18 protein-coding genes are annotated in these 20,737 nt (G+C 27.9%); 4 read left to right on the forward strand and 14 right to left on the reverse strand.

Annotated features, from left to right (window positions below; genetic code table 11):
- Positions 1-247: 247 nt before the first annotated feature.
- The 5 genes from KGF39_RS12425 to add all read right to left on the reverse strand — a co-directional run bounded on the left by KGF39_RS12425 (position 248) and on the right by add (position 6,769).
- A complete protein-coding gene (locus KGF39_RS12425) occupies positions 248-2,635 on the reverse strand; it encodes a cell wall-binding cysteine protease Cwp13 (protein ID WP_227822545.1) in 2,388 nt (795 codons plus the stop codon).
- A 192-nt stretch (positions 2,636-2,827) separates the two neighbouring features.
- Positions 2,828-3,583: an acyl-CoA dehydratase activase gene (locus KGF39_RS12430; RefSeq protein ID WP_227822546.1), complete on the reverse strand. Its 756-nt coding sequence runs from the start codon at positions 3,581-3,583 to the stop codon at positions 2,828-2,830.
- Positions 3,584-3,607: 24 nt separating this feature from the next.
- Positions 3,608-4,759, reverse strand: a complete 1,152-nt coding sequence (locus KGF39_RS12435; RefSeq protein WP_054270229.1) for a double-cubane-cluster-containing anaerobic reductase — start codon at positions 4,757-4,759, stop codon at positions 3,608-3,610.
- 207 nt (positions 4,760-4,966) lie between these two features.
- Complete coding sequence (locus KGF39_RS12440) at positions 4,967-5,707, reverse strand: EcsC family protein (protein ID WP_227822547.1); 741 nt, start codon at positions 5,705-5,707, stop codon at positions 4,967-4,969.
- Positions 5,708-5,779: 72 nt separating this feature from the next.
- A complete protein-coding gene (gene add, locus KGF39_RS12445) occupies positions 5,780-6,769 on the reverse strand; it encodes an adenosine deaminase (protein ID WP_227822548.1) in 990 nt (329 codons plus the stop codon).
- A 260-nt stretch (positions 6,770-7,029) separates the two neighbouring features.
- Here add and KGF39_RS12450 point away from each other — a divergent pair, with 260 nt between their 5' ends.
- Complete coding sequence (locus KGF39_RS12450; RefSeq protein WP_227822549.1) at positions 7,030-8,283, forward strand: sodium/glutamate symporter; 1,254 nt, start codon at positions 7,030-7,032, stop codon at positions 8,281-8,283.
- A 97-nt stretch (positions 8,284-8,380) separates the two neighbouring features.
- Entirely contained in the window at positions 8,381-8,605 is a 225-nt protein-coding gene (locus KGF39_RS12455) for a FeoA family protein (protein ID WP_227822550.1), read from the forward strand.
- A gap of 159 nt (positions 8,606-8,764) precedes the next feature.
- Here KGF39_RS12455 and KGF39_RS12460 read toward each other — a convergent pair whose 3' ends face one another.
- The 6 genes from KGF39_RS12460 to KGF39_RS12485 form a co-directional block, all read right to left on the reverse strand.
- Positions 8,765-9,463: a LytR/AlgR family response regulator transcription factor gene (locus KGF39_RS12460; protein WP_227822551.1), complete on the reverse strand. Its 699-nt coding sequence runs from the start codon at positions 9,461-9,463 to the stop codon at positions 8,765-8,767.
- 287 nt (positions 9,464-9,750) lie between these two features.
- Entirely contained in the window at positions 9,751-11,058 is a 1,308-nt protein-coding gene (gene grdF / locus KGF39_RS12465; protein WP_227822552.1) for a sarcosine reductase complex component B subunit beta, read from the reverse strand.
- 85 nt (positions 11,059-11,143) lie between these two features.
- Entirely contained in the window at positions 11,144-12,430 is a 1,287-nt protein-coding gene (gene grdG / locus KGF39_RS12470) for a sarcosine reductase complex component B subunit alpha (RefSeq protein WP_107594081.1), read from the reverse strand.
- Between the two features lie 281 nt (positions 12,431-12,711).
- Positions 12,712-14,034, reverse strand: a complete 1,323-nt coding sequence (locus tag KGF39_RS12475) for a sigma-54-dependent transcriptional regulator (RefSeq protein ID WP_227822553.1) — start codon at positions 14,032-14,034, stop codon at positions 12,712-12,714.
- The gene (locus KGF39_RS12480) at positions 14,034-16,028 is read right to left on the reverse strand and encodes an ATP-binding protein (RefSeq protein ID WP_227822554.1); all 1,995 of its coding nucleotides are present in this window, start codon (positions 16,026-16,028) and stop codon (positions 14,034-14,036) included. The genes KGF39_RS12475 and KGF39_RS12480 overlap by 1 nt, the downstream gene beginning before the upstream one ends.
- An 83-nt stretch (positions 16,029-16,111) precedes the next feature.
- Entirely contained in the window at positions 16,112-17,362 is a 1,251-nt protein-coding gene (locus tag KGF39_RS12485; RefSeq protein WP_227822555.1) for a GntP family permease, read from the reverse strand.
- Positions 17,363-17,593: 231 nt separating this feature from the next.
- Between KGF39_RS12485 and KGF39_RS12490 the strand changes: the two genes are divergently transcribed.
- Both KGF39_RS12490 and KGF39_RS12495 read left to right on the forward strand, forming a co-directional pair.
- The gene (locus tag KGF39_RS12490; RefSeq protein ID WP_227822556.1) at positions 17,594-18,139 is read left to right on the forward strand and encodes a helix-turn-helix domain-containing protein; all 546 of its coding nucleotides are present in this window, start codon (positions 17,594-17,596) and stop codon (positions 18,137-18,139) included.
- Positions 18,140-18,289: 150 nt separating this feature from the next.
- Complete coding sequence (locus KGF39_RS12495; RefSeq protein WP_255643344.1) at positions 18,290-18,787, forward strand: YjjG family noncanonical pyrimidine nucleotidase; 498 nt, start codon at positions 18,290-18,292, stop codon at positions 18,785-18,787.
- 123 nt (positions 18,788-18,910) lie between these two features.
- On the opposite strand, the gene KGF39_RS12500 is transcribed toward KGF39_RS12495, so the two are convergent.
- From KGF39_RS12500 to KGF39_RS12510, 3 genes are read right to left on the reverse strand one after another with little or no spacing between them, the layout of a single operon-like run.
- The gene (locus KGF39_RS12500; protein WP_227822557.1) at positions 18,911-19,531 is read right to left on the reverse strand and encodes a hypothetical protein; all 621 of its coding nucleotides are present in this window, start codon (positions 19,529-19,531) and stop codon (positions 18,911-18,913) included.
- Positions 19,521-20,543 carry a uroporphyrinogen decarboxylase family protein gene (locus tag KGF39_RS12505; RefSeq protein WP_227822558.1) on the reverse strand — a complete coding sequence of 341 codons (1,023 nt, stop codon included), beginning with the start codon at positions 20,541-20,543 and terminating at the stop codon, positions 19,521-19,523. The genes KGF39_RS12500 and KGF39_RS12505 overlap by 11 nt, the downstream gene beginning before the upstream one ends.
- Positions 20,544-20,720 (reverse strand): hypothetical protein, encoded by a 177-nt coding sequence (locus KGF39_RS12510; RefSeq protein ID WP_227822559.1) that lies wholly within the window; start codon positions 20,718-20,720, stop codon positions 20,544-20,546.
- Between the last annotated feature and the right edge of the window lie 17 nt (positions 20,721-20,737).

Here is a 20,737-nt window from a genome sequence, read left to right on the forward strand (position 1 = left end):
TTAAAGAATACACATAAATATTTCCAGACTCTAAATATGGGTTATTTATATATAAAATGTAAGATTTTCTATATAAAATAACCCTTTTTATTTACGTTTTTAAACCTATAATACACAAATTTAAAGCTGAAAATAAAACTTTACAATCATTGACTATCTTATTTATCAATAATCTAAAGTAATTATTTTCAGCTTTTCTTAAGATAAGTTACTAATACATACTTATATACACTAATACTTAAGTATCTTATTTAGCACTCTTTAATTTTACTAACTCTTTAAACGCATTTTGATTTGCTCCTCCACCAACTTGAGTTACTTTTTCTAAAGTCTTATTTTTAAGAACTTCTTTTTGGCTATCAGCTAATTTATCACCAACTAAAATTATTGGTGACCCAGTTTTTGCTCCTAGAGGACCAACTGCCAATCCATCTATTAAATCATTTTGACTTTTAATTCCATTTTTAACTACAAATGCATTTTTTAAAGTATCTTTTTTATAAAAATTATCTATTATCTTTGAGTTAGTTTCATCTCTACTACTACCAGATAATCTAGTTGGATTTTTCAACTTACTTTCTAGATTATTTGATAGGGATGCTGTTCCTCCAATGATATAAGATTTCTCTATGTTTAATGAGTTTAAAAATTCATCAGCTCCTTGCAATTCACTTTTTTCATTTGCAAGTATAATTGGTATATTATTTTCTGCTGCTGCTGCACCTACACTAATTGCATCGGCTAATCCTTTCACCCCATTTACAACGGCTATTTGAGATATATTTTTTATGCTATTTAATTTTTTGGCTAGTAATAAACTTGTCTTATATCTATCACTTCCTGATATTCTCTCTGTCGATATGTTTAAGCTTTTTAATTGTTGTTCAGTTTCTTTACTTATAGAATTTTCTCCACCTATTAAGTATACTTTCTTAGCATCTAATCTCTGTATTTCAGATTTAGTTTTTGAATTTAAAGCTTCTTTTTGTGTCAATAATATTGGTGAATTTATAGCAGATGTAAAAGGAGTTGCTGCCAATGCATCTACTATCGAACCTCCATTTACTAAAACTACATTTTCTGAAGAATTAAAACCATTTTGACTAACTTTAATAGCAGTTTCATATCTATCACTTCCAATTAAAGATTCATTTGGAATACTCTCACTAGAAGACTTTTCTGTGACAGCTTTTATAGTAAAATTACATGGATAAAAGCTATTATCTCTATTTATATCAAAGAATTTTCCAGTGCTATCTATAATATAACTTTCACCTAAGTTAGCTTTTGCTTTAAATGTATCATATCCTGGTACATTTGACTCAGAGCCTATAGTGGACTCTCCATTTTTTGCTTCTATACTTACTACAATTGCACCTTTTCCTTTTGGTATATCAAAAGAATCAATTGGAACTGTTATGTATCCTGAATATTGGGCAGTACCTTCTTTTAATTTTTTCATATTATTTTCTTGAGGTATACTATTTATTACTGGAGCATAATACACTTCATATTTAGCTCCTATACTTTCAGTTAAGAACATTACAGATTTTAGAGTCTCATCACCTCTATTGAAATCAAATACATTTGCTGCTATTATTTTATTTGAGATTAAAGGAACAATGCTTGCATAGTCATGTTGATACATTTTCTCATCATTATTTGGTTTTTGACCTCCTTTGATTGAAAAATTATCTATATCAGACATAAGTGTCTTATCTTCATAAGATATCCAGAAATATCCATCCTCAGAATTATAATCTCCCCAACTATTTTTTATTAGCCAAGCACCATTTTTTGATGGTTTAATATTTGCATTAAAATTGTCTTTAGAATAGTTATCATCCCAGCCTACAATTGAAATAGCATGGTTGGTATTAAAACTTTTTGTTGGGCAATAATATGAATTTTGGTCCTCACTTTGATATTTAATATCTTCATAATAACCAGATGTTACTGCTCCAAATTGTAATATAGCATTTTTTGTAGAATTCATGTCATTACTTACACACACAGCATCTGTCACATTAAAAACAGTCGGTGCTGTATTCATATTAGTTGGTTTTGTCGCTCCTTGTGCTTTAGATACTTTGCCATTGTATGGAATCTCTTTTTCCAATTTAGGACCTGACCAAGATGTTAAATATCCCATAGCTTCATAATTTAAAGCACCATCCATGTCATTTACAGACCATCCATATTCGCCATCTGAAGCCCACCATCTTAAGTGTTCTTCTGATAAATCGTAGTCTCCATAATTATTTAATTTCAAGAAACTTTCTAAAGTTGCCATTGCAGCAAAATCCCAGCATATTCCTAAATTTTCTTGATTTTTTACTGATGTCATAAGACCTAATTTTCTAGGGTCATAAGATGTTGGAGCTGTTCTTCCTTTACTTTGAATTTGAGTACCTTCCAATTGATATGGATTTGGTATAATCCCATTATATTTTTCTGTACGTCCATTTTTAGCATCATTTAGATATTGTTTATAGTTTTCACTGTATTCTGCTTTTTTTACCTGATTCAATGTATTGCTATTGTCAGCTAATACAGGAATTGTTGATATTACTAAAATAGATATTAAAAATAGTGCAACAAACCTTGCCACTTTTTTTGAAGTAAATTTTTTCACGTTTTCTCCCCCTTGCTTCGAGCTAATTTTTAAAATTTTAATGTTATATATGGCTAAATATCAAATATTTACAAATATACAATCATTTAAATCAATTATACCAAAGTTTTCCTTTAGAAATAAACAAAATAAAATAAAAAACTGAACTTATTTAAGATAAATTCAGTTTTTTATTTTATTTTTTATATATTTTTATCTGAACCCTATTACAGCAGCTCCTAACGCTCCTATTATTTGAGTATCTTCTGCAATAAAAATTTTTTTACCCAGTATTTCTTCTATCATTTTTACTAGTTCTTTACTTTTTGCAAGCCCTCCAGTAAATGCAACTTCATCTATTACCTCGCCTCTTGCCAGCATAGATGTAGATTTATTTGCAATAGATTTTAGTATTCCTGCTGCTACCTCTCCAGTAGAAATATTTTGAGCTAGAAGACTTACAATTTCAGACTCAGCAAAAACTGTACACATACTAGATATATTAACTGGCTCATGGCCTTGAGCTAATGTATCAATACTTTCTATATCACTTCCTAAAAGATTAGAAGTAATCTCTAAAAATCGACCAGTTCCTGCAGCACATTTATCATTCATTATAAAATTAAATACATTTCCATCCCTATCTAAATTTATAACTTTACTATCTTGACCACCTACATCTAAAATTGTCCTTATGTTATTATTTAAAAAGTAAATACCTCTAGTATGACAAGTTATTTCTGTTACTTTCTTATCAACAAAATCCATTACGCCTCTTCCATACCCTGTACCTACCACTTTTTTTATATCTTTCTTATCAATTTCGCTACTTAACAACTCATAAACTTGTTTAGATGTACTTTTAGGGCTCCATCCAGTTGGTATAATTATTTTCTTAATAATTTTTTCACCATCGAATAACACACCTTTTGTTGCCACTGACCCTGAATCTACTCCTATACTAAACATAGTTCCTCCTACTTTTATTTATTCCTACAACATCTCCACAAACGCTTCAAATCTAGTTCTCAATTGTTCAGTATCTGATTTTGAGTAATCAGTCTCAAGAGACATAAATGGTTTATTTTTTTCTTTTGTAACAAACTCTCTTATTCTATAACTTTCTATATTAAATGTATGACAGGCTTGTAAAACTACATCTATTACAGCATCTACATTATATTCATCTATTATTCTATCTAATAATTCAATACGATTATCATTGTTCATCATACAAGAACACCCTATGTTTATATACTTTTGTGTCAAAGCGTCATATACATCTTCTATTTCTTCATCAACCAACAAATCGTTTGACCTAATTGCTCCACAAAGTTCATATGCTACAACTGATGCTCCTGCATCTTCTAAAGTTTTAACTATTTTTTCGCTTATCCCACCAATAGGAGAACCTGTTATTAGTATCCTTGGCTTATCTTTTTTAACTGGACATTCTCCTTTTTCATATCTTTCTTTCATATCATCTATAACTTTTCTTAAAGACTGCTTAAGTTCTGTACGGTCAAATTTAAAACCTGCTTGATATAAAACATTATGTAACTCAAGACCTGTAAGTGCAGATGGTTGTAATTTGCCAAGTGCATAGAACTCTTTTAAAAGTTCTCTTTCTTCATTTTTGTCTTTTATAGCAGCTCTTATATCATCTTCTGTTATAGTCACACCTAAAGATTTCTCAACCTCATCCTTTAATCTTATCATTTCATCTTTCCAAAGTTTATAAGCAAATTCTCCTTTTGAGGTATTTGGTAAATGCATTACATATGTTGGCTTAACTTTTGCAAGCTCTTCATACATTTTTTTCTTACCATCACAAGTAGTTTCCCCTATCAATAAATCAGAGAAATAGAAATATGGACAGGTATCTGTTATTGCATGTCCATAGCTTGATTTTATCAAAGGGCAAAGATTTCTTGGAAGTACTCTTTCTGCATCAGGTATTGGTTCTTCACTAACACCACATACACCTACTACAGTTGCTCCAGCTGCCATTGGAATTTCAACTGGAGTAAATGTACAGAAAACTCCAACCATCTTTTTACCACTTTCCTTAAGTTCTTTTGCATTTATAAATCCTTTTTGTCTAGCCTCATTGAAGCTATCAAATTGTTTTGGCAAATTTGTCATGAAAATATTCCTCCCACTTACTTCTCTTCATAATTCAATTTGTATTTTAAACAATAAAAACTAAATATTTCCATTAAAATACAAACCTCTACATTAGATTCTATCATGCTTTAGCTTTTATCCATAATTGTTTTTATCAATACAAAATCAAATGTATATAGATATATTGTATAACTAATTTTTATGTTATAACTTCTCTTATAACTTTTATAACTTAAGCTCTCTAATCCTCAATCTATAAGCAGACACAGCAGTTTCACATAATTTATCAATTAATTTTCCATTTACATAAAATCCTACAAATGCTCCTATTCCAGGCATTAGTTGCAAAAACTTAGCTAAATCTAAATAATCTCTATACTCTTGTTGAAATGTTCTCCAATTAAAATCATTGATGTCTTCTGGTAGACTCTTTACATATTCATCCCAATTATTCATCAATTTAAAAGTTTCATTTATATGCTGTTGACTAGAAAAAGCCAGTTGTAATATATTTAATATATAAATCCTTTCTTTGTAGTCTTTAACATCATATCCATATATTGAAGCTACATCATATAAAAATTTCACTTTAATACCTAAGAGCAAAGGAAAATCGGATAAACCTAAGAGAATTCCTCCTGCCCCTGTTCCTGCTCCTTCAATCATTGCTGTAGTCTTGTAAGTTTTGGCTTTTTCTAAAACTAATTTTTCTCTTTCTTCTAATGACATATTTCTAAGTGGTGGCTTTGTAGCATATTTATATCCAAACAATACGGTTTTTGTCATCACTTTTATAGAAGAAGTAATTATTTCATGGTATTTATCTGGCAATACTCCATTAAATTTATTCTGTATTCCCTTTGATGCTTTGTCAAATATAGATGGTTTCTTTAATATATTTTTCTTCCATTCTTCAAGTTCCTTTTTGGCTAATTTAATATAAGTAACGTCTTCATAACATTTCACATTTTTTCTCCTACTCTAATGTATTATTGTTGATTTAATTAATTAGATTTAAAGTTTAAATAGTTTAATCTATTAAATTAAACTATTCAAGTACTTTTTAGTTTCTTTATCTGCAAAACTCGCTTCTACTGTATTTCTATAAATTATTTTATAGTCTTCTAATCCTAATTTAAAAGTATCAAATATAACATTTAGTTCCGAATTCAAACTTATATCTGATACAGTTCTATTATCAGTATTTATACTTACATGTAAATTATCTTTGTAAAAATTATAAAATGGATGTGTTTTATAAGAATCTACTGTCTTAGTTTGTACATTACTAGTTGGGCATAACTCAAGCAATATTTTTTTATCTCTAACTAAATTATAGGCATTTTTATGTTCATTAATTTTTACACCATGACCAATCCTATCAGCTTTTAAAATATTTATAGCTTCTAATACATTTTCTCCACTTGCGGCTTCTCCTGCATGTACTGTAATTTTATATCCATATTCTCTTGCTAATTTAAAAGTATCTTCATATTCTTTGCAAAATCCCTCTTTCTCTGGACCACATAAGTCTACTGCTACAACACCTTTATTTACAAATGATTTTCCTTCTTCGATTACTAATAATGCCTCTTTTGAAGTCATTGTTCTCATACAACCTAATATTAAATTACCTTTTATATCATAAATACTTTCGGCTTCTCTAATTCCTTCAATTATACCCTCAATTATACTTTTAATACTCATACCTTTTTGGGTATGAAGTAATGGTGCAAATCTAATTTCAATATATTTTACATTTTCTCTACTTGCATCTTCCAAAAGTTCAAAAGCAATTCTTTTTAAATTTTCTTTAGATTGCATTACTTTTAAAGGCAAATCAAATTTTTCTAGATATTCATCAAGCGAAGTACAATTAAAAGAAACTTTTGCTAATTTTTTTATTTCATCAATATTATTTGAAGGTAAGTCTATTTTCTCTTTAATAGCTATATCAAGCATAGTTTCTACTCTAACACTTCCATCCAAATGGCAATGTAAATCTATCTTAGGTAAATTTTCAAACATTTTATCCTCCTACTATACTTATAAATAATATTCTCAACAGATTTTTAAGTCTTATTTCTATTATATCAATATACTACAGTTTTTCATGCTAAAAAAAGTTACAACTCATTAAAATATTTTAATTTAATTTATGATTATCTAATTATATCTACTGACTTTTTTTAATATACATTTATTAATATACATTTGATAATAAAATTCCAATACATAAGAATTTAAGTTATACAATTAAAACTTTGAATTACAAAGGAGGATTTATTTTGCTTACCTTAACTTTTGATATGGTACAAACCTTGACACTATCTATATTATTTTTTTTAATTGGTAATTTGTTAAAGAATAAAATTAGCTTTTTAAACAATTTCTGTATACCTGCACCAGTAATAGGAGGTCTATTATTTTGTTTTCTAAATTTATTTCTTAAATATTTTAATATGGTAGATATATCTGTAAGTGAGAACTTAATGCCAAATTTTATAACTTTCTTTTTTACGACAATAGGACTTGAAATAAGCATAAATCTTATAAAAAAGGGTGGTAGTGTATTATTTAGATATTGGATTTTGTGTGGAGTATTGGCATTTTGCCAAAATATCTTAGCTATTACAATATCAAAAATTATAAAACTTGAACCTCTCTTAGGTCTTATGTGTGGCAATGTATCTATGGAAGGTGGTCATGGTTATTCTGCTGCATTTGGACTTACAATAGAAAAGCTTGGTATAGATGGAGCAGTTGGAGTTGGTCTATCTGCTGCAACAATAGGTCTTATTATGGGTGGTATATTGGGATGTCCTGTAGCTAGATTCCTAATAAATAGATATAAATTAAAACCGTCATCAAATATAGACTTATCGAGTCCTAAGTATAATAGAAATCTAAAGGGATTAGGAAATAAATTTTTTAGAAATAAGAATAGAATAAAAAACAATGATTTCTCTAACCCAATAACACCTACTGTATTTTTGGAACAAGTTCTTCTCATATTTATTTGTATAAATACAGGAGAAATCATAAGTAGAACCTTCTATATAATATTTAATATCTTATTACCTTCTGTTGTAACTTGTATGTTTTCGGCTGTTATTTTTAGAAATTTAAATGATAAGATAAGTATACTAGAATTAAATTTTAAACTTATAGACTTTTTAAAAGAACTTTCATTAGGAATTTTTTTAACTTTATCGCTTATGAATATAGATTTATTTGAATTATCTACATTATTACCTCCTATTCTCTTAATAGTAACTTTCCAAGTAATCTTTATAATCCTATTTTCAATATTTATTTGCTTTAGAGTACTTGGAAAAGATTTTGATTCTGCCATCATAATAAGTGGTTTAATTGGACATGGAATAGGTGCTACTCCAAACGCTTTAGCAAATATGAGCTCTTTGACACAAAAATATGGAGATTCCCCAAAAGCCTTTTTAGTCGTACCATTAGTAAGTGGTTTTTTGCTAGATGCTATTAGTATCCCATGTATACTATTTTTTATAAACATACTAACTTAATATGTTTATTTTTTTGTTATATATTGACAATTTGCTCTTTTTATTATATATTATAAATATAAAGTTTGATAATGATTTTCATTAGGAGGTGTTAATAATGACTGTTTACAACTTGAAACTTGGACAAAAGGGAATTATAGACAATGTAGCTGGAAATGAAAAACTTATGAAGAGACTTCTAGCCTTAGGATTAATAGATGGCACTGAGGTTGAAGTGAAAAAGATAGCTCCTCTTAATGACCCTATAATAATTAGATTTAGAGGATTTGACTTAGCTATTAGAAAATCTGATGCAAAAAATATAAATTTAAAAAATAATTAATATATAATAAAAAAGAGATTTTAAAATCTCTTTTTTTGTTTATGTATAGATAAATTTGAGTAAGTATTTAAACATTATATACTATGTAAAAGTCATCAATATAGACTTATAAATAATAGTTATAAAATATCAACTATTTTTATAAATAAACTATTTAAACTAGTCTGAAAATATTTGTTGGCGTAGTCTAGAAACAGGTATTCTATCTCCACTTTCCATAACTGCATTACCATTTTCATATCCATATACAGATTGTAAATTTATTATATAGCTACGATGACATCTAAAAAAATTTGTTGGTAAACTTCTCTCTAAATTTTCAATAGTATCATAATAATCTATAGTCTCTTTCTTTAAATGAACATAAATTTTTCTTTTTATAACTTCACAATATAAAATATCAGCAATTTTTAATCTCCAATATGAATAGCCTTTTTGTATTGTGATATAATTACTTTCATTATTTTCAAGTTTTATAACTATTCTATCCAAAGTTTCATATAGTTTCTCATTGGAGAGAGGTTTTATCAAATAATTTATAGCATCTACTTCAAAAGCATCAAATACAAACTCATTTAAAACTGTAACGAAAATTATAAAGCAATCATTACCATATGACCTTAATTTTCTAGCTGCCTGCATTCCGTTAATCTCTTCCATCTGTATATCTAAAAATATAATATTAAACTTTTCATGATTGCATAATAAATCTTCTGCTCTATCAAAAAGCCCTATATTATATGATAAATTATTATGCTTCATATATAATTCTACATTTTCTTTTAAATGATTTAGCATATATGATTCGTCATCACAAATGGCAATTGAAATCAATATGTACACCTTCTTTCTTGTCATTATTCTAATTATTATATAAAGTTAATTTTTTCTATTCAATCAATCTGTTCTAATATGTTGAATATTTGTTCCAAAATGTAATAATCTCACTTTTCATAGTATATCTAATTTAAATTTGTGTATCAATATTATAATAAATTAATTTATTATTTTATAAATTTAATTTAAAAATGTACAAATAGTATTCAATCTTTCGAATTTATCTAATAAAAAAAGATATCGTAAAATAATTTTAAAAAACTATTTTTCGATACCCTTTTTAATTTTAGTCTTGTGTTATATTTTTATTATTCAAATACTGTTTGGTCTTCTATATCTTCTGTTAGTGCATTTAAAGCTTTCAAGACTATGTTCTTTCTAATTTTTTTACTTTCTTCTTCTCCTAAAATAGGATTTCCAAGTGGATATGGTATTCCTACTGCTGGAACAATTCTATTAGCTCCTATTGTAAGTGATATTGGTACTACTGTACAAATATGAACAACTGCTATGCCAGCTCTTTCAATCTCTTTCACCATCGTTGCTCCACAACGAGTACAAGTACCTCATGTAGAAGTTAAAATTACAGCATCTACATTGTCTTCTAACAATTGCTTAGAAAATTCTTCTCCAAATCTTTTAGAATTACCAACACTTGTTCCTGTTCCTGTAGTAGTTATAAAATAATTTGCTAATTCTCCAATTACACTTTCTTTTTCAAGCTCTCTAACTACATCTAGTGGTACAACCAAATTTGGATTTTCAAGTACATATGCTCTATCATAACCTCCATGTATAGTTGTAAATTCTTTATTTGACATAGAATCCATATCTGTTAAATCGTAAATTCCATATTTAGTAGCACTTGAAGACTCAATTTTGTCTGGATTCTCAATTGGAACTATCCCTCCAGAAGTTACTAGTGCAAGTTTTATCTTAGATAAATCTTTAATAGGCTTCATAGGTGTAACTCTATCAAATTCAGGCATTGGATACTCAGTTTCAAAGTTTTCTCCTTTCATCTTCTTAACCAACATATCAATTGCTCTTTCAGAGCCTCTAAGTTCATGGAAGAAATTTTTTCTTATTCCTCTCATTATATATCCTTCTTCTTCAGGAGACCCTATTTCCTCACATCTAACCAATTTAAGACCTAGTTTTGTCATTATTGGAACTACCTTTCTAAGACTTGCCGCTGAATTTCCTGTAGATATTATATGCAAATCCAACTTGAACATATCTACACCTGGATTTTCTTTATACATTCCTGTAACTACAGGAATATTTAGCTCCTCTTCAACTGCCTTACAAATAGTTCCACAAGCTACTCCATATCTACCTGCATTAAATGCTGGTCCTGCAATAAATAAATCAGGACTTTCTTCTTTTATCATTTTTAAAAGTTCTTGAGTTGCACTATCAATATTTTCACCAAAATACGTATCTCCACAAATTACAGTTGAAATTATCTCTGCATCATCATTAAATTGACTCTGAAATGCTATTCCAGGTCCTACTGCCCCAGCTTTTTTCTCTGGCGGAATATCTGCTTTTTCCTCTCCTCCTATTCCAGCAAAGAAATTGTTTATATAATGAACCACTCTGATTTTACTCATCTCTTAATCCTCCAAATCACTTTATAGTTATTACATTAATTAGACCAATGATTACACTAACAAAACTTTATATTCAAATATTTATTTAATAATATCTTGCTGTCAAATGATTATAACCATTTGCTATAGTTGATGCTATTATAATTTGTAGTTCTGCGTCCATACTTCCATCATCATTTAAGCATCCTTTATACCCACCTATCATCATCTCAACATAATCTAACGTTCCTATAATTTTTTCCATTGCTGGGAAATGAACCACTAGGTTTCCTTGACCACAAGAAACAACTGCATCTGCTTCTTTAGTAGCATCTGCTATAGATTGACTCTTACCATCTTTTCCAGGAAATTCATCTGTTATCAAAACTACACTTGCTCCAACTTCACTACATTTTCTACAATTCATCATTAGGTCAGTATCTGGATTTCCGTAACCTTCTTCTGTCACCAAAACTCCATCAACTCCTAAAAATTCTATTAATTTGGCTACCATATCAGAGCTTCTCTCTTTATCGACTAAGAATACGTTTTCATTAGTCAAAATAACACCTATAAAGTTTAAATCTTTTCCATGTCTTTTATATAAGTCATGTATAACTGGATTATTTAAATGATGGAATGTCGTAACCTTATCACATGGTGCTACACAGTTTCCAGATATTATAGCTCCATCCATTATTTCAGTTGGGTACATAAATGTGGGAACTATTTGTTTAGCATCTACTCCATAATAATAAGTATCATGTAAAAGTCCTTGTGATTGTAACATGTGAACATATGCTACTGTTGGTAGGTCTGGATATTCTTTTACTTGTTTTAATAATGGCTTTGTCTCATATACAATTACTTCATCTGGCTCAACTTCTCTTCCTGCTTCACCTACATATGCACCTATTTTTAATCCAGCAATTCTAGCTGCTTCCTCATAATCATGAGTATCTATACCATCCTTTGCTTTTATAACAAGACATATATTATTTGTTTTTGAAAAAGGTGTATATTTAGCAGTAGGACCACTCATATCAATTACACCTTCTTGAAATCCAACGATATTTCCACAAGTTACAACACAAGCTCCTAAAAGTACATGAGTTCTTCCACTTCCTACTGTCTTCACTTTATTTATAATTCCAGGAAATATTTTGCTTTCATCTCCAATTTTAACTCTAGGTTCTATTACATCTTTAACTGGAGCTATTCTTATTGATTCGCCAGGTCTTGCAAGTTCAACATTTACACTTACAATCCTTTCATCTTCTAATGCTATACTTTCTATTTCCTTGCTATTCACATATAGTACTCCATCTTTTACTTCTGTCTTTTCTCCAAATTCAACATTTTTTATAAATATATTCCCTAGCTCTAGCTTCATATGAAAATCCCCCTTAATATATTTAATCGCAATTAAAAGTATTTATTATTACGTTTATTAATATATAAAGCATTTTCTATGCCAATTATTTAAAATACACATTCTATATATTAATATCATAGAAATTTTCATTTTTAATTTACATCAGTATTGAATTTACCAATAATTATTGTAAATTCTAATTTTTAAAATTATAATAAAAAAAGATAAACAGATTTTTTCTGCTTATCTTTTAATAAACTTTGAGAAGTTTTTTTCTCACTCAATGAGAAATTTTTTTCTTACCTAATATTATATTCTGATATTTTGTTAGTTAATTGTCTTCTACTAATCTCCAATTTTTTAGCTGTATTTGAAATATTGTTTCCACATAAAGATAAAGCCTTTTCAATATACTCACATTCAAACTCTTTTCTTATTTCTCTTAAGGGTCTAATACTTATTTTATCATCTATATGCACATTATTTGATATTAAATTTAAATTATCTTTTGATAAATTACCTTCTTCAGTTAAAACTACAAATCTATTTATTATATTTTTTAATTCTCTTATATTTCCTGGATAATTATAATTTAATAAAAAGTCCATCACTTCCTTGTCGATTGAATGTACCTTTTTATCATGTTCAATTTGATACTTGTTTAAGAAAAATTCTATAAGTGTACTTAGGTCTTCCCTTCTTTTTCTTAGTGGTGGTATAGTTATTGTTATTGTACTTATTCTATAAAAAAAATCTTCTCTTATATTTCCATTTGATATTTCTACTTTTGGTTCTTTATTCATCGCACAAATCAATCTAAAGTCAACTTTAATGGATTTATTACTTCCTATCCTCTCTATAGATTTCTCTTCAAGTGTCCTTAGAAGCTTTACCTGAACATTTAAAGGTATATCTCCTATTTCGTCAAAAAATAAAGTTCCTTTATTTGAAAGTTCAAATCTACCTTTTCTACTATCTACTGCTCCTGTAAAAGAACCTTTTTCATGTCCAAATAACTCTGACTCTAATAAATTTTCTGAAAAAGAGCAACAATTTACAGGAACAAATATCTCATTCTTTCTTGGACTTATACTATGTATATATCTAGCTAGTATATCTTTCCCTACACCAGATTCACCCAAAATTAATATATTAACATCTTTACAAGCAGCTTTTTCTGCTATTTTTATAACATCATTAAAATCTCTATTTTGGGATTCTAGAGTAAAATCTAAATTATTCTTTTGTGCAGAAACTGATGACTTCACTATCTTTACCTTTTCAATTTCTTCTAATAAATTTTCAATAGGATTACTTTTTATAAAATAAGATAAAGCTCCTCTTTTCATAGCATCAACTGCATTTTCAATACTTCCATATCCTGTAACTAATATAACTTCTATATTTTTATTAATAGATTTAATCTCATCTAATAACTGTACTCCGTCCATATTTTTCATCATAACATCAGATAAAATCAAATCATATTTCCTATCTTTTTTGATGATATTTACAGCTTCTTCTCCACTTAGTGCTATATTTACAACATAGCCATTCTTTTGTAGAATTTTTTTCATTACTGTTCCATACTCTAGCTCATCATCAACTACTAGTATTTTCATTATATAGTCACCTCTTTATTTAGTGGAATTTTTATATGAAAACAAGTTCCAATCCCCAATTTACTTTCAACACTTATATCACCATTATTCTTCTTAATCTCGTTATAAGTGATATATAAACCTAAACCAGTCCCTTCACCTATTGGTTTTGTAGTATAGAAAGGATTAAATATATCCTTTAGAGCATCTTCCTTTATGCCTTCTCCATTATCTTTAAAATCTATAAACAAACTATGGCTTTCTACATAGCAATTTATAATAATTTTTCCATTCTCATGTATTGCATCTACTGCATTAGAAATTAAATTTATAAATACATGTTTTAATGATTCTCCATTTATGTAGCATATTAAATTAATATCACAATCGATTTTTATTTCAACATTCTTTAATTGTAATATTTTATATTGAAGTTTCACTATATTTTCAATGAAATTTCTTATATTTATATGTTCTAAATTATCATCTGATATTCTCGCAAAATTTAACAAATTAGTTATAATGTTACTTGCTCTGTCTACATTGCTTTCTATTGATTTTACACAATCATGTACTTCTTCTACTGTAACATTATCTTTTAAAAGATAGCAATTATTTCTTATTATTCCCAAAGGATTTCTTATCTCATGTGCTACTCCAGAAGCTAATTGTCCTATAGATATCATTTTATTTTCCCTAAGTAATTTTGCCTCTACTATTTTATCATTCGTTATGTCTTTAATAAGAACCACTATATACTCAGTATTATTTTTTTTATACTCTACAGGAAAAGTATTTATCTTTAAAATCTTATTGTGTATTTCTACTTCACTAGTTTTACTTATATTTTCAGAAAATGTATTTTCAATAATACCTTTTATTATGCTAATCAAATCTTCTATTTTATAACTCATTTCACTTATAAAATCATACAGTATTTTGTTCGATTCTACTATGTTGTAATTTTCATCTACAAGCATTATTATATCTGTTATGCTATTAAAAGTTGCCTCTAAAGCTTTTTTATTTTCTATTACTTCTTCTGTTTTTCTTTTTATTTCTACCTTTAACAAGTATGTATAACTATAAAAAATATAAATTGATATTAAAATTATGCCTATAAAAATATAAATACTTGGTACAATTCCTCTCTCATATAATATATCATCAACTTCATTATATGTGGAATACCATTTTTTCTTTAAGTCTTTATATACTCCATTTTTCTGAAGTTTAAAAATCCCCTTATTTAATATACTGACCAGTTCTCTATATTGTTTAGGTACAGCAAGAACTGCCTTTTTAGTATAGATAGGATTACTTAAAATATTGTATTTATTTGAAAGTCCATAATTATTTATATAATACCGTAGTACTGGCTCATCACCAACAACTGCATCTACTCTTCCTAACATCAAATGTTTGACCCCAGTCTTTATATCTGGAGTCAATACAATATTTATGTCTTCAACTTGTTGCTTTAAAAAATTTATAGAATAATCTCCTTCTGGAATTGCCACTGTTTTTCCATTTAAATCCATGTAACTATTTATATCTTGAGATTTTTTATCTTTTAATATATTTGCACTCAAAGTATATATTGGGTCAGTAAATATAAATTTACTTTCCCTTTCTTTTGATGGAATTAAATCAAAAAACTTTATACTATCATCTATTGAATTTATAAAAGATTCTTTCCACCATGTATTTGGTTTAAAATAAAAATCTCTACCAATTTGAATTGACAGAGAATTCATTAAATCAACAATAATTCCCTTATACTGTCCATCTTCTTTACCTTTATATCTCAAAGGAGGGGAACTTTGGTCGGAGCTATAAACCAAATTCTTATGTTTTTCTAGCCATTTTTTTTCGTCTTCTGTAAATGGAAGTGATTTCTTAATATATTCAAATACATTTAGATTATACTCCATATTTACATACATATTTGTAAGTGAAAACACCACTAAAAAAGAGTAAATAATACCTATAATAACTATCTTTTTTTTATTCACTTTAAAACTCCAATCTTCTTTTTTACTATAATAAATTCAATATTTAATAACAAAATCCTACTTTTTTCATTAAATATTTATATTTATTGTAAAATTAATTGAATAGATGTTGAAATTGTAGTCATTACTATTCCTATCAGTGCTTCATATGGAATTAATTTAAATCTGTCTCCTATATCCATATTTATACTACCTGCACTGGTATGAAACAATGAACCATGTGGTAACTGCTCAAACACACTAGAACCAGCATTGATTATTGATGCACCTGAAACTGGCGATAGACCACCATTTAATATGGCATCAGAAAAAGTAGATGATGCTATAGTGGCGCCAGCTGTTGATGATGCTGTTGCCAATGACATAAGTATGCCTGAAATTGGTGCTAATAAAAATTGTGGCATATTTAAAAATTGTAGGATACTTATTGTACTCTGTTGTAATTCAGACATCTGTATAATTCCTGCAATAGTCCCTGTTCCAAGTAATAATATACATACTCCTTGCATCTTAGATAATCCAAAAGCCAAATATTCTCTTGAATTGTTCAGATTTCCTGTGGCAATTAGAGTTACCATTCCTCCTATTGGAAGAGCTATCATTGGGTCTATAACTATAGGAGATACATTTCCCAAAAACAACAATAATATAGCTACAATTGGACCACATAATGATTTAAATAAACTTGGTAAATCATCTCTTTGCTCTAAGATTTCATATGATTCTATTTTATTCCCTCTCTTTATTAATATACTAGCTAAGATAACTGTAGTCACAACTCCAACGATTGCTGGAATTATATTAGAAATCATAACACTAGATAGATTGACTGAAAAATTTCCTGCCACTGCTATAGTATTTGGATTTGGTGATACTATATTACCTGCTTTACCTCCTCCTAACATGGCTAATAGTATTGATAATTTAGAATAATTTAATTTTCTACCTATATATAATCCTATAGGTGCTACAGTTATTATAGATACATCCAAATTTACTCCTACCCCAGCAAGTACCATGGTTGAAATAGCAATTGAAAGCAAAGCTCTCTTTTCACCAAATATTTTTACAATCTGTTCTGATATCTTATCTACTGCCCCTGTTTTTATTAGACTTCCAGCTAATACACCTGATGCCAAAGCTCTAAAAATTGATGGTGAGATGTTCATAGCTCCAGTTGCCATAAAATCTACAGTTTGTGTTATATTTGCTCCTCCAACTAATCCTCCAATAAATGCTCCTAACATTAAACTATATACAGCTTGAAATTTTTTTATAATTAAAATAATTGCTACTAATAAGCCAAATATAGCTCCAAAAGTTGTTATTTGCATAATATCCCCTCCTATCACAAGTTAATTATTTTTTACTTAATTTAATTTTATTTAAATATATTTTAAGTATTCTGTATTCACTTGTCAATTATATTTTAATTTATTCAATTATATTGAACATTATTTTTTCAAATTTTTATTCTATGTGTTATAATAACTTCATACTATATAATCTTTTTACTTGATTATTTTAAGTTAATATTTTTAAAATGAAAAAGAGAGGATATTCATATGAATGATTTAAATTTAGGAGAAAAAATAGCTGAAGTTCGAAAAAAACAAAACTTAAGTATTCGAGATTTAGCAAAACTAGCTGATGTTACGCCATCATTATTGAGCCAAATAGAAAGAGGTCTTGCTAATCCATCTGTAAATTCATTAAAATCTATAGCCTCTTCTCTAAACGTTCCTTTATTTACATTTTTTGTATCTGAGGTAGATAAAAAAAGCTTGATAGTAAGACATGATAGTAGAAAAAAAGTTATTTTACCTGGAAGCAAAGATGTTGTATATGAAATTTTAATTCCAGACTCTAGTGGTAATTTAGAATTTGCAATTATGGATTTAGCTCCAAACACTTCTTCTTGTATTGATAGAATTACTCATAATGGTGACGAAATCGCATATGTTCTAGAGGGAGAAATTAAACTTTTTATGGATGATGATGAATTTACTTTATTCAAAGGGGATAGTGTGAAGGTTCCTTTAGGAACAAAACATAAATGGCAAAATGATTCAAATAGTGAAAGCAAAGTAATTTTTGCAGTCATCTTATAAAGGAATAAATCCTATGAAAACATATAAATTTATATTTTTTGATGCAGATGACACTTTATTTGATTTTAAGAAGAGTGAATCACATGCTTTTAAGTATATAAAAATATAAGTGATAAGCTTTGGTTTGACCTTGAAAAAAATATTATAACTTTGAATGAACTTAAATTGCTTAGATTTGAACTTTTTGCAGATGAAATGAAATTAGATGTTGACTCTAGAACTCTTAGTAAAATGTACTTAAATTTTTTAGGTGAATGTACCTTTTTAATTCCAGGTGCAATCGATATATTGCCATATCTTAAAGAAAAATATACAATCATTATAATAACAAATGGAATTTCTGAAGTTCAAAAGAAAAGACTTGAAAAGTCAAAAATAAAAGAATATATTGATGGAATAGTTGTATCTGAAGAATTAAAAATATCAAAACCAAATCCTGAAATATTTAAATATGCGCTCAAAAAGTTTAAATGCCATAATAAATCTTCTGCTTTGATGATTGGTGATAGCTTAACATCAGACATCTTAGGTGGAATAAATTCAGAAATAGATACTTGTTGGTTAAATTCTAATAACATCATAAATCACACTAATCATATACCAACTTATGAAATAAATACTCTTCTTGAATTGAAGAAACTATTATAACTTGTAACTCTGTGCATATTAAATAGAATATTATTTTGCAATAATTTTTTTAGTTTATAAATATCAGAACTAAAAAAATTATTGCAATTGACACACAAAACAAATTTTAATCATAAAAACTAGCTAAAAACATTTTTTAGGACATTTATTGCATCTTGATTCTAAATTTTCTTCATCCCCCATTAAAACAAGCATTGCAACGCTCTTTATGGGTGATAGTTGATGATAATCATTGATTTCTATTTCTACACTTTTATATTTATTTTTTATATAGTTGTAAATATCCTTTTGTTTCTCTACTTCAAAATCTTTATCTCCTGGATATATTTCATATGATATGTTGAGATTACTATATTTTTCTTTCAAGCACATTTTTATTTTCTCATTAATACAGTCTAAACATACTACGCCTATTTTGTCCAAAGCCAATCCTGCCATCATATTGCAATTTTCCATATAATCATTCATCTTGATGTCAATTTTATCTCCTATTGTGTATAATATAGCAAATGCTTTTTTACACTCTTTAGGCATTTTATCAACATCAACCTCACTTATATATACCTTGATATCTAAAATATCAGTTATATTTTTTATTTCTCTTTCAACTGTTTCACTAATTGTATCTGGAGCTTTTCTATTTCCATACCCCAAAAACTTTAACACAATATTCTTGTCTATAAAAATATCTTCTAAATTTACAGATTCTAAAAAAGATTTATTTTCATTACTATTACAATTCATTAATATCAATCCTATCTAGTTCTTTATAACTAATTCTTCCTGCCTTTATAGCTGCTTGTAAATTTTCTACTGGAGTAGTATTTAAACAGTTACATCCAAAGTCACATAAGAAATTGTCATATCCTCTCATCTTCTTTAATAGCTTTAGCGTCTCTCTTCTAATTTTATCTGGGTTAGAGCGTCCAAGAAGTTTTATTGGGTCTAAGTTACCAATCAACACTATATCTCTAGGAATCATTGGTGCAATTTCTTCATAATCTAAAATTTGGTCTAAACTTACTGCATCTATATTACAATTTAACATATTATCTAATAATTCTCTGGTATCTCCACATATATGCATACCTTTCCAACAATCAAGTTCGTCATAGATTTTATTTAAATTTTTTACTATATATTCATCAAATCTATCTTTACTTAAGGTTACTGATGTTGGTTCTGCTATTGAAATATATTTTGCTCCTGCTTTATTTGCAGCTACAGCATATCTTCTTACCAATTCAGTTGTAAATTCTAATAACTCCTCCACAAATTTTTTATCAGTTATTATACACCTCAAAAGTTGTGTGGCTCCAGCTAATTGACCTGCAAGTGTAAATGGACCTTGTATAGATTCATATAGTGGTTTTTTTATACTTTTTGATATACGTGATAAGCTTTCTATATTGAGTGGCATACGTCCACTGGTATAAGGGTCTGGAACATCTAATTTTCTTAATTTTTCCCTGTCAGTTATAGTATGAGTTAATACACTTGGGAAATCATAATCTGGTCTCAATGTCTCTAAACCCAGAGTTTCACAAAATGTAATCCCATCACAGAATGAGTATATAAAGTCTGATTCAAAATACTCGTCCATAGTTTTTGCTAATTCTAATTGTATATCTACACTATCATACACTTCATATGCCTTTTTATTTATTAAAAATAATCCATTTGTGCCCATATCAGGCAGGAAAAAACCTCTATCTTCACTATTTATATATTGAAGTAAAGTCATATCTGAAAACATTTAAACTTCACCTCCTACAAGTTTGTCTATTAATTTAACTGCTTTTGGAGCATTTGAACTGTATCCATCTGCTCCTATTTCTTCTGCAAACTCCATACTTACAGGACCTCCACCAATTATTACTTTTGGTCTTTTATCTATCTTAATCCTATTAAGCTCATCTATAACTGATTTCATATTATAACAATAGGTAA

It is taken from the genome of Clostridioides sp. ZZV14-6345 (assembly GCF_020657775.1).
GTDB lineage: Bacteria > Bacillota > Clostridia > Peptostreptococcales > Peptostreptococcaceae > Clostridioides > Clostridioides difficile_D.

What these genes read in the sequence shown, in the direction of transcription:
- KGF39_RS12510 (WP_227822559.1), bottom strand. Translation starts at nt 20,720, where the DNA reads ATGAAATCAGTTATAGATGAGCTTAATAGGATTAAGATAGATAAAAGA.
- KGF39_RS12500 (WP_227822557.1), bottom strand. Translation starts at nt 19,531, where the DNA reads ATGAATTGTAATAGTAATGAAAATAAATCTTTTTTAGAATCTGTAAAT.
- KGF39_RS12430 (WP_227822546.1), bottom strand. Translation starts at nt 3,583, where the DNA reads ATGTTTAGTATAGGAGTAGATTCAGGGTCAGTGGCAACAAAAGGTGTG.
- KGF39_RS12455 (WP_227822550.1), top strand. Translation starts at nt 8,381, where the DNA reads ATGACTGTTTACAACTTGAAACTTGGACAAAAGGGAATTATAGACAAT.
- KGF39_RS12435 (WP_054270229.1), bottom strand. Translation starts at nt 4,759, where the DNA reads ATGACAAATTTGCCAAAACAATTTGATAGCTTCAATGAGGCTAGACAA.
- KGF39_RS12485 (WP_227822555.1), bottom strand. Translation starts at nt 17,362, where the DNA reads ATGCAAATAACAACTTTTGGAGCTATATTTGGCTTATTAGTAGCAATT.
- KGF39_RS12490 (WP_227822556.1), top strand. Translation starts at nt 17,594, where the DNA reads ATGAATGATTTAAATTTAGGAGAAAAAATAGCTGAAGTTCGAAAAAAA.
- KGF39_RS12475 (WP_227822553.1), bottom strand. Translation starts at nt 14,034, where the DNA reads ATGAAAATACTAGTAGTTGATGATGAGCTAGAGTATGGAACAGTAATG.
- grdG (WP_107594081.1), bottom strand. Translation starts at nt 12,430, where the DNA reads ATGAAGCTAGAGCTAGGGAATATATTTATAAAAAATGTTGAATTTGGA.
- add (WP_227822548.1), bottom strand. Translation starts at nt 6,769, where the DNA reads ATGTTTGAAAATTTACCTAAGATAGATTTACATTGCCATTTGGATGGA.
- KGF39_RS12505 (WP_227822558.1), bottom strand. Translation starts at nt 20,543, where the DNA reads ATGTTTTCAGATATGACTTTACTTCAATATATAAATAGTGAAGATAGA.
- KGF39_RS12460 (WP_227822551.1), bottom strand. Translation starts at nt 9,463, where the DNA reads ATGACAAGAAAGAAGGTGTACATATTGATTTCAATTGCCATTTGTGAT.